Genomic DNA, 10,471 nt, shown 5'->3' with positions numbered 1-10,471 from the left:
GCCCAGGTCGTCCGGTACGCCCGCGATCTCGGCGCGCTGCGCGCCGAGCGCGCCGAGATCGCGGGCGTACCGGACGACCTGGGCGAGGAGGAAGCCCCACCGGAGTCCTCGCTGCCCACCCTGCGCGAGGCGTACCGTGCGGCGTCCCAGCTGTACGAGAAGGTCGGCGTCGGCGCCGACCTGCGTGCCGAGCAGGCCCGTGCCGAGGGCGACGAGAGCAACGCCCGCAACGAATTGGACCGGCTCACCAACAAGGTCCGCACCCGCGCCGAGCAGCTGCTGCAGAGCCCGGACGCGGCCGACGGCCCGTCCCGGCAGGCCGCCGCGGCCCGCGCCGAGGAGCTGGTCGCCATGCTGGAGTCGCGGGCCTCCGCGGCCAGTGAGCAGCTGGGCCGGCTGCGCGGCGAGACGGAGCGGCTGGCGCCGCCCGAGGGCGTCGAGGCGCACACCGAGCTGCCCGAGGAGCTGGTCCCGGCCGACGCCGAGCGCGCCAAGGAGCTGCTCCGCAGCGCCAATACCGAACTGGCCACCGCCACCGACGCGCTGGAGACCGCCCGCGCCACCCACGCCGAGCTGCTGCGCGGCCACCGCGCCGCCGAGGACGCGGCCGGCGGGTTCGACGAGACCGCCGCGATGCTGCGCGACATCCTCCGCGACAACGGCCCCGAGGAGGACCAGGAAGCGCCCGAGCCGTACCGCGGCCGCCTGGAGGAGGCCCGGCAGGCCGCCGCCGAGGCCCGCCGCTCGCTGCGCGGCTGCGCGAGCGATCTGTCGGCGGCCGATTCGGCGGTCCGCGAGGCGAGCGACATCCTCGTACGGCACGCCAACTCCACCAAGTACGAAGCGGTGAAGACCCCGGCGCGGCAGCAGATCCGCGAGCTGCCCGCGTCCGCGCTGCCCGACCACGCGGCGAAGTGGGCGGAAGCCTTCGCGCCCCGGCTGCGGGTGCTCACCGACGAGCTGGCGCAGCTGGAGCGCAACCGCGACAGCATCGTCGACCGGCTGCGCGGCCTCGTGGAATCGTCCCTGGCCACGCTGCGTTCGGCGCAGCGGCTGTCCCGGCTGCCCGAGGGGCTGGGGGAGTGGTCGGGCCAGGAGTTCCTGCGCATCCGCTTCGACGACCCGGACCAGGCCACGCTCACCGAGCGGCTCGGCGAGGTCATCGACGAGGCGACCCGCGCGGCCGTCAAGCGCAACAGCGACCTGCGCCGGGACGGCATGTCCCTGCTGCTGCGCGGGGTCGCGGCTGGGCTCCAGCCGCGCGGCGTGGCCGTGGAGATCCTCAAGCCGGACGCGGTACTGCGCGCCGAGCGCGTCCCCGTCGGGCAGATGGGCGACGTCTTCTCCGGCGGCCAGCTGCTCACGGCGGCCATCGCGCTGTACTGCACGATGGCGGCGCTGCGCAGCAACGACCGCGGCCGCGACAAGCAGCGGCACGCCGGCACGCTGTTCCTGGACAACCCCATCGGCCGCGCCAACGCCACGTACCTCCTGGAGCTCCAGCGGGCCGTCGCCGACGCGCTCGGCGTCCAGCTGCTCTACACCACCGGCCTGTTCGACACCACGGCCCTCGCCGAGTTCCCGCTGGTCATCCGCCTGCGCAACGACGCGGACCTGCGCGCGGGCCTGAAGTACATCAGCGTCGAGGAACACCTCCGCCCCGGCCTCCCGCAGCAGCGCTCCGACTCGGAGCCGATCCACGGCGAAATCACGGCGACCCGGATGTTCAAGCGACCGGAGGAACAGGAGGCCCCACGCGTGCCGCAGGCCGACCGGGCCCCGGAGAAGGAACCGGCCGCGTCTGCCGCGCCGGACGACCCCGCGCCGGAGCGGTAGTCGGCATCCGCGCCGCCGCCCCGCGGAGAGCCGCCGTCATAGGTCTTTCGGCAGTACCGGACGGCCCGCGGTCCTTCGTAGGGTGGCGCCGTGCGACGACCGATCACCGAGGCGGGGGCCGTGACGACGGAAGACAGCAGTACGGCCGGTGTGCGGCGGTTCCTCGAACCGGGGAGCCTGCTGCTGACCGGCGCCGCGGTCGCGGGCGGCCTGAGCCTGGCGCTCCCGTGGTGCCTCCTGCCGACCGCGGTCTGTGCCTTCCTGGCGGGGCGGCGCCGCGGGCGGACCCGTGCCGTGGCGATGGCCCTGATCGCCGCGCTCGCGGCCGGCGTGCTCGCGGTGTCCGTGGTGCCCACGTGGATCACGTGGGGGAGCCGGTTCGTGGCGGTGCTGGCCGGTGCCGTCATGCTGCCCTGGTTCGTCGGCCGGTTCCGGCGCCAGTACCGGGATCTCGTCCGGGCCGGCTGGGAACGCGCCGAGCGGCTGGAGCGCGAGCAGCGGCTGATCGCCGAACAGGCCAGGCTGCGCGAACGGGCCCGCATCGCCCAGGACATGCACGACGTCCTCGGCCACGACCTCAGCCTGATCGCCCTGTCGGCCGGGGCGCTGAAGCTCGCGCCGGGCCTGTCGGACACGCACCGGGCGACCGCCCAGGACATCAGGGCCCGGGCGGCGGCAGCGGTGGAACGGCTCGGCGAGGTCATCGGCGTGCTGCGGCAGGACACGGAGGAGGCGCCGGCGCGGCCGGCCGACGCGGGCGTCGCGGACCTGGTCGACGCGGCGTCCGCCGCGGGGCTCGCGGTCGAGCTGCACATCGAAGGCGCGGCGGATGGCCTGCCCTTGATGGCCGAGCGCGCGGTCCACCGCGTCGTACAGGAAGCGCTGACCAACGTCGCCAAGCACGCACCGGGTTCGCGGGCGGCCGTCCGCCTCCGGCACACGGCCGGGGAGACGGAGGTGCGGGTGGAGAACGGACCGCTGCCGGCCGCCGTACCGGCCCGACGCGGCGCGGGCTACGGCCTGACGGGCCTGGACGAGCGCGTCACGCTGTCAGGCGGAACGTTCACTTACGGACCCACGGAGGAAGGTTTCGCCGTCCTCGCCACGTTCCCGCACACCGCTCCGGCCCGGTCGGCCCGGTCCGGCAGCACGGCGCCGCGTACGCCGGCCGGTGCCCTCCCCGCCGAACAGCGGCGCGCGCACCGCCGGCTCGGCCGCACGCTGGCCGCCGCGCTGCTGCTTCCGCTGGTCACGGCGGCGCTGCTGAGCGGCTCACTGCGGGTGTGGGAGGCGGTGTCGGCGAGCGGGACGGTGCTGGCCGCCGAGGACTACGCCCGGCTGCGGATCGGACAGGACCGGGCCGAGGTGGCGCGGTACCTGCCGGGCCGTCAGACGGTGCACCGCCCCACGGCGGCCGAGCCGAAGGGCCGGGGCACGGCGTGCGAGTATTACGCGATGACCGCCGATCCCTTCGACGACCGGTCGGGAGACGTCTACCGACTGTGCTTCCGCGCGCACGAGCTGGTCTCCGCCGACGTCTTCACCGGTACGGACGTCCGATGATCCGCGCCCTCGTCGCCGACGACGAGCCGATGATCCGCGCGGGGGTCCGTGCCGTGCTCGCCGGCGATCCGGAGATCGCGGTCGTCGCCGAGGCCGCCGACGGACGCCAGGCGGTGGACCTGGTCCAGCGCCACCGCCCCGACGTGGCCGTGCTCGACATCCGTATGCCGGGCCTGGGCGGCATCGAGGCGGCGGCGGAGATCCGCCGGACGGCACCGGCCACGGGCGTCGTCATGCTGACGACCTTCGGCGAGGACGAGTACATCCTGAGGGCACTGAGCGGCGGCGCCGCGGGCTTCCTCATCAAGTCCGGGGAGCCCGAGGAACTGATCGCGGGGATCCGCGCGGTGGCCGACGGCGCCGCCTACCTGTCACCAAAGGTCGCGGCGCGGGTCGTGGCCCATCTCGCGGCCGGTGGCGCGGGGGCCGCGGCCGGCCGCCGGGCCGCCGCCCGGGAGCGGACCGACGCGCTCACCGCCCGGGAACGGGACGTGCTGGCGTTCCTCGGCAGCGGACTGTCCAACGGACAGATCGCCCGCCGGCTGCACCTCGCGGAGGGCACCGTCAAGGCCCACGTCAGCTCCATTCTGTCCCGCCTGGGCGTCGACAACCGGGCGGCCGCGGCCGTCGTGGCCCACGAGGCCGGGATCGCCCTGCCGCCGGCGTCCGCTGAGTAGCGAGGCCGCCCGCACCGCCGGTGCCATGAGAAGCAGCAGCACGATGGCCACGACCGTGGCGCCGAGGAGCGCGCCCGCGAGTACGTCGTGCGGATAGTGCACTCCGACGGCCACTCGGAGCAGCGCCGCCAGCCCGGCCAGGGGCAGCGTCACCGCGGCGAGCCGGGGCCGCAGCACGGCCAGCCCGACCGCCAGCCCGGCGGCGAGGGTGGCGTGGTTGCTCGGGAAGGACCAGTCGCCGGCCTCGGGGCACTGGGCGAGTGCCAGGGCACCCCGTACCGCGCGGCACGGCCGCTCCTCGTCCACCACCAGTTTCAGCGCTTCACTGACCGCGTAGGCGGCCACGGTGGCGATCCCCGTCAGGACGGTACCGGCGACGCCACGGGCGTCCCGGCGCCGGACGGCGGTCCACCACGTCCACACGAGCAGCAGGCCGAGTACGACGAGGGTGCCCTCGGTGGCCGTTTCCAGGACCGGGCCCACCCAGGAGGGCGCCTCCGCCACGGTGTCCGTCAGCGAGCGGTACGCCGATGCCGAGGTGCCGCCGGTGACCTGTACGGGGCCGGGCTCGCCCAGCCCGCCGGGCGAGAGCGCGGCCACGGCGGCTGCCCCGGCACCGGCTGCCGCGGACGAGCCCAGCAAGCGGCGCCGGAAGGGGAAGTGCAGAACGTTTTCCATGGCGACCGACCGTAGGGAGGACGGCGGCCGGGGGCCCGGGCCGAACGGCCGGGGCGCGGTAGGACGTTCGTCAGGGTTGACAGCGGGCATCCGGGCCGTGGGGCCAACGAGTCGTTCCCTTGCACACTCTGAGTACCTGACGGGAAATCAAGATCTTCCATCAGGGGGCGGGGCGGGCGGCAGACCCGTCCCGCATGGACCGGCGGCCCGGCCGCCGCGGGAGGGACCACATGTGACGGTGCCGCTTGCCCAAGTCAGCGCAAGGCCCTGCTCGGGGAGACCCCCGATCCGGGCCCCGTCAACCGTGTGCACCACATAGCCGGGACCGCCTCGACCTTCGCCGGCCGCCCCCTGATCGTCGGGCCCGCCGTCACCTGGACGCTGCGCATGTCCTGGGAGGGCGACAGCCCCGTGGACCGCGAGCAGCCGCCCGGCCTCGCCTTCCACGTACTGGGCGGCGACCGGCGCCTGACCACCCACTACCGCGTGGTGCTCCGACCTCCCGGACGCGGGCCGCCCCGGGCCGGCCTCACAGCACCGCCACCGACCGCAGCACATCCCCTCGTTGCAGCCGCCCGAAGGCGAGTTCCACGTCGTCCAGGGGGATCGTTTCGGAGACGAAGGCTTCCAGGTCGAGTTTGCCGCGGAGGTGGAGGTCGATCAGGACGGGGAAGTCGCGGGTGGGGAGGCAGTCGCCGTACCAGGAGGTCTTGAGGGCGCCGCCGCGGGAGAAGAGGTCGTGCAGCGGGAGGTCGACGTGCTGGTCGCGGGCGGGGATGCCGGCCTGGACCAGGACGCCGGCCAGATCGCGCATGTCGAGGGCCTGGCGGAAGGTCTCCGGGGTGCCGACCGCGTCGATCGTGACGTCGGTGCCGTGGCCGCCGGTCAGCGTGCGGACCGCCGTCACGGGGTCGGTCCAGCGGGAGTTGACGGTGTCGGTGGCGCCGAAGCGTTCGGCGGCGTCCAGTTTGCGGGCGTCCACGTCCACCGCGATCACCCGGCGGGCGCCGGCCAGCGCGGCGCCCGCGATCGCTGCGTTGCCCACCCCGCCGCAGCCGATGACGGCCACGGTGTCGCCGTTCCCCACCCGGCCGGTGTACACCGCCGCGCCGTACCCGGCCATCACCCCGCAGCCGATCAGCCCGGCGGCCTCGGGGCGGGCCGACGGGTCGACCTTCACCGCCTGGCGCGCGTGGACCAGTGCCTTTTCGGCGAAGGCGCCGATGCCGAGGGCGGGGGTGAGCGGGGTGCCGTCGAGCAGGGTCGGCGTGTCCCGCGCGGTGCGGGAGTCGAAGCAGTACCAGGGGCGGCCGCGGCGGCAGGAGCGGCAGGTGCCGCAGGGGGCCCGCCAGGCGAGCACCACGTAGTCGCCGGGGGCGAGCTCGCCGCAGCCCGGGCCGGTCGCCTCGACGACGCCGGCCGCCTCGTGGCCGAGCAGATAGGGGAAGTCCTCACCGGCAACGCCGTCCCGGTGGCGCAGGTCGGTGGGGCACACGCCGCACGCCTGGATCTGTACGAGCACTTCCCCCGGGCCCGGGTCGGGCACCAGGACCGGCAGGACCTCGACCGGCGCCCCCTTCTTCACGGCAATGACGGCGCGGGCTTCGTGCGGCATGTCTTCACTCCTCGACAGCGCCTGCGGGCGGCGGAGGGTAGGTGCCGGTACTTGTTGCCTATAGTGCGGCCTGTTGCACCATAGGAGACATGCTGGAATTCGGGCGGCGATCCGTCAAGAGGGTTCGACGCCCGCGCGCAGCCCGATTTTCCGTCCGATTCTCGGCCCGCTTCCCCGTGCGCTCTTCAGGCCGCGTAGCCCATGGCGCGGGAGAGGTCGGCCGCCGCCTTCGCGGCCCGCTCGGCGAGCTCCGGCAGCAGCTCCCGCTCCATCCGGTACGCCGGGCCGGACACGCCGATCGCGCCGATCACCGCGCCGTCGTGCGCCCGTACCGGCGCGGCCACGGCGTTCAGGCCAATCTCCAACTCCTCGGCCGTGCAGGCGTAACCGAGCTCCAGCGCCTCGGCCAGCTGGGCGCGCAGGGGCGCGGCGGTGAGGGTGTGCTCGGTGAAGCGGGGCAGCGAGCGGGTCAGGAGGTTGTCGCGGCGCTCCCGCGGCAGGTGCGCGAGCAGTACCTTGCCGCTCGCGGTGGCGTGCAGCGGGGTGCGCCGGCCCAGCCAGTTGTACGCGGTGACCGCGGCCCCGCCGCGTGCCTGCATGATGTTGACCGCCGCGTCGCCGTCCAGTACCGCGATGTTGGCGGTCTCACCGGTGTCCTCGGCCAGCGCGCGGCATACGGGGGCGCCCTCCTGCGAGATGTCCAGCCGGATCGCGGCGGCGCCCGCCAGCCGGAGCACGCCGGCGCCCAAGAAGTACTTGCCGCGCTCGCCCTCCTGTTCCACCAGCCCGCGGTTCTCCAGGACGCCGAGGATGCGGAAGGCGGTGGACTTGTGGACGCCCAGTTCCTCGGCCAGCTCGGTCACTTTGGCCTCGCCCAGCCGGGCCAGGATCTCCAGCACGCTCACCGCCCGGTCGACGGACTGGACGGAGCCGGCACCGCCGCGTGTGCTGTCGCCGGGTTCCTCGGTGGTCTCGTTGGCGCTCGTCTCGGTCGTTTTCGGCATGGGTGTGTGCGTCACCGCCCGTCGGCCCTGGGGGCCAGTCGTCGGGAGCCCGTCGTGCTCCGCTCCCGAGCTCGGTCTGTTGCGCGCCCTGCTGTTGCGCATCGCGCGGTGCGATGCGTGATAGGCAACACCATCATACCGATCGGCGCCAAGGGGGCTAGATGCTACTCGCAGCTTTTCGGAGTGCGAGCCTCCGGAAGGGGGCCCTGAGTCGGTCCGCGGGATGCTCGATTGCCGGTCGGGTGACGGTCGAATACCGGTCAGGCGGCGGCCGAGCGCCGTGCCTGCCGGCGTGCGCGCCGCCGCTCCCGGCGCCGCTCCCTGGCCGTGCTGCTCGGGCGCGACTCCACGCCGTGCCGCTGGATCCACACCTGCCGGGTCACCCAGACATCCAGTACGCCCCAGGTTGCGACGATCGTCGAGGCGACCGTGCTGAGCACCGCGGGGAAGGCGAGCCAGGACCCCGCGAGCGTACTGAGGAAGGCCACCATGGCCTGGACGAGCGTCACCGCCACGATGATGACGGCCCGTACCGCGGCAGTACGCACCGGATCGGGCATACGCGGGCGGGCCGACGGCTCTTCCTGCCACAGCGTGCCGTCTCTGCCGAGCTCCATGAAGCCGTCACTCTCCCCGTACTTTCCCCGCCTGTCCGGCTGTTCGGTGACTGCCCGGATTTCCTCCGGTACATGCCGCCATGCGCCGTCACCCGGGATTCATGGTCGCCCACCGCCGATGCCGTGCGAACAGCGGGGGCCGGTTCTTTCCGGCCAACAGTCGTGGCCCGGAAGGGGATGCGAGCGGGGTGGTGGAGACCACACGGACGGGCGTGTTGTCCGGGAATCACCGGACAAGGGTGGCCATCCGGTCCTGACCTGCGGACCGATCCGTCGGACAGCTCTTCGAGTTGACCCCCCGACAGTAGTAGGCTCGCGCCGTTTGTTGACGGAACACCACCCTCGCGCGCCGGGGTTGACGTAGGGGAGGCCATGCGCTTTCGCGGGAAGTCCATCCGCCGGAAGATCGTGGCGTTGCTGCTCGTACCTCTGGTGTCCCTGACCGCCATGTGGGCCTTCGCCACGTACGTCACCGGCACCGAGGCGCGCCAGTTGCTGAAGGTCGCGGTCGTCGTCGACAAGGTGGGCTACCCGACCGAGGACGCGGTACAGGCCCTGCAGAAGGAACGTCGCGCCACCCTGGTCTACCTCGCCGACCCGCGGATCGCGGGCTCGCTGACCGAGCTGCGCCGGCAGACCCTCGCCACCGACCGGGCCGTGGCCCGGCTGCGCGCCAACGCCCAGAGCTCCGACGTCCGCGAGGACCTCCTCGGAGGCGCGGGCCCGCGGCTGCAGACCGCCGTCAAGGGCTTTTCGCGCCTGGACGCGCTGCGCGACCAGGTGGAGAACAACACCCTCACCCGCCGCGAGGCGTTCGACCGGTACAACGCCCTGGTCGACCCCTGCTACGTCTTCCTGGGCAGCATGCACTTCCTGCCCGACGCGAGCATCTCCAAGCAGGGCGCCGCGCTGGTGGCGCTCACCCGCGGGCGCGAGGCGCTCTCGCGCGAGGACGCGTTGCTCAGTGCCGCGCTGGTGTCCGGCTCGATGCCGCAGCGTGAACTGCGGCAGTTCTCCGACCGGGTGGCCGAGCGGAAGGTCCTGTACAGGACCAGCCTCAGCGCGCTGCCCGCCTCCGAACGTGCCGTGTTCGAGGACTACTGGAACAGCGCCAAGCCGCGCGAACTGGTGTCCTTCGAGGACGCGGTGATCGCGGCGGGGCCGTCCGGCGCCACCGCAGCCATCAACGCCGAACGCTGGCACGCCACCGCGCAAAAGGTCCTCGGCGACCTGGACCGGATGGACAGGGCCGCGGGTGACCGTCTCGGGGACCGGGTGCAGCCCGCCGCGATGACCGTACTCGTCAAGGCCGCGTTCGCCGGCGTCCTCGGCTTCGTCGCGCTGCTCGCCTCGATCATCGTCTCCTTCCGGCTCGGCCGCCGGCACGTGAAGGACCTCAGCCGGCTGCGCAAGGACGCGCACGAGGTGTCCGGTGTACGGCTGCCCAGCGTCATGCGCCGCCTCGCCGCGGGCGAACAGGTCGACGTGGAAACCGAGGCGCCGCGGCTGGAGTTCACCCAGGACGAGATGGGCCAGGTCGCCCAGGCGCTGCACACCCTCCAGCGGGCCGCGGTCGAGGCCGCCGTCAAGCAGGCCGACATGCGCCGCGGCGTCTCCGAGGTCTTCGTGAACCTCGCCCGCCGCAGCCAGGTTCTGTTGCACCGTCAGCTCACCCTCCTGGACGCCATGGAGCGCCGTACGGAGGACACCGAGGAGCTGGCCGACCTCTTCCGCCTGGACCACCTCACCACCCGTATGCGGCGGCACGCCGAGGGTCTGGTCATCCTCTCCGGCGCCGCGCCCTCCCGGCAGTGGCGCAAGCCCATCCAGCTCATGGACGTCGTACGGGCCGCGGTCTCCGAGGTCGAGGACTACGAGCGCATCGAGGTGCGCCGGCTGCCGCGGCTCGCGGTGGAGGGCCCGGCCGTCTCCGACCTCACCCACCTCATCGCCGAACTCATGGAGAACGCCACCGTCTTCTCGCCGCCGCACACCGCGGTGCAGGTGGTCGGCGAGCGGGTCGCCAACGGCTTCACTCTGGAGATCCACGACCGGGGCCTGGGCATGGCGCCCGACGCGCTGCTGGACGCCAACCTCCGGCTCGCCGAGACCCCCGAGTTCGAGCTGTCCGACACCGACCGGCTCGGCCTCTTCGTGGTCAGCCGGCTGGCCCAGCGGCAGGGTGTACGCGTCTCGCTGCAGCCCTCCCCGTTCGGCGGGACCACCGCGGTCGTCTTCATTCCCGGCACGCTGCTGACCGAGAGCCCCGACGGGCGCTCGGAGGGCGGCCGCGGCGAGGACACCGGCTCGATGCTGCGTCGCGCGGCGGCCGAGGCGGCACGCGGCGGGGCGCGGGCGGCGCTCGCCCAGGTACCGGTGCCGCTGCCGGAGCGCGGCGCACCGGACGCCGCGGCGGAGCGGGCCTCCGAGGAGGACGAGAGCGTCTTCCGCGGCCCCCGTAGACAGCGCCGTACCGAGGAG

At 73.8% G+C, this 10,471-nt stretch carries 6 protein-coding genes and 2 pseudogenes; 4 read left to right on the top strand and 4 right to left on the bottom strand.

Annotated elements, in window-relative coordinates:
* From CCS38_RS19925 to CCS38_RS19915, 3 genes and pseudogenes are all read left to right on the top strand, one after another.
* Positions 1-1,836: pseudogene (locus CCS38_RS19925) on the top strand (hypothetical protein); the annotation flags it as partial.
* A 90-nt stretch (positions 1,837-1,926) separates the two neighbouring features.
* Entirely contained in the window at positions 1,927-3,399 is a 1,473-nt protein-coding gene (locus tag CCS38_RS19920; protein ID WP_223734656.1) for a sensor histidine kinase, read from the top strand.
* A complete protein-coding gene (locus CCS38_RS19915) occupies positions 3,396-4,076 on the top strand; it encodes a response regulator transcription factor (RefSeq protein WP_223734655.1) in 681 nt (226 codons plus the stop codon). Before CCS38_RS19920 ends, CCS38_RS19915 begins: the two co-directional genes overlap by 4 nt.
* A 90-nt stretch (positions 4,077-4,166) precedes the next feature.
* Here the strand turns inward: CCS38_RS19915 and CCS38_RS19910 are convergent.
* From CCS38_RS19910 to CCS38_RS19895, 4 genes and pseudogenes are all read right to left on the bottom strand, one after another.
* Positions 4,167-4,754 (bottom strand): annotated as a pseudogene (locus tag CCS38_RS19910) (phosphatase PAP2 family protein); the annotation flags it as partial.
* A 529-nt stretch (positions 4,755-5,283) separates the two neighbouring features.
* Positions 5,284-6,369 (bottom strand): S-(hydroxymethyl)mycothiol dehydrogenase, encoded by a 1,086-nt coding sequence (locus CCS38_RS19905; RefSeq protein ID WP_223734654.1) that lies wholly within the window; start codon positions 6,367-6,369, stop codon positions 5,284-5,286.
* A 185-nt stretch (positions 6,370-6,554) separates the two neighbouring features.
* Complete coding sequence (locus CCS38_RS19900) at positions 6,555-7,373, bottom strand: IclR family transcriptional regulator (protein ID WP_223734653.1); 819 nt, start codon at positions 7,371-7,373, stop codon at positions 6,555-6,557.
* 260 nt (positions 7,374-7,633) lie between these two features.
* Complete coding sequence (locus tag CCS38_RS19895) at positions 7,634-7,990, bottom strand: hypothetical protein (protein ID WP_223734652.1); 357 nt, start codon at positions 7,988-7,990, stop codon at positions 7,634-7,636.
* A gap of 372 nt (positions 7,991-8,362) precedes the next feature.
* Here CCS38_RS19895 and CCS38_RS19890 point away from each other — a divergent pair.
* On the top strand, positions 8,363-10,471 hold a 2,109-nt coding region (locus CCS38_RS19890), incomplete at its 3' end, for a sensor histidine kinase (protein ID WP_223734651.1).

The sequence above is a fragment of the Streptomyces purpurogeneiscleroticus genome (assembly GCF_020024005.1).
GTDB classification, from domain to species: Bacteria; Actinomycetota; Actinomycetes; order Streptomycetales; family Streptomycetaceae; genus Streptomyces; species Streptomyces purpurogeneiscleroticus.
This window is presented reverse-complemented; position numbering and strand designations above follow the sequence as displayed.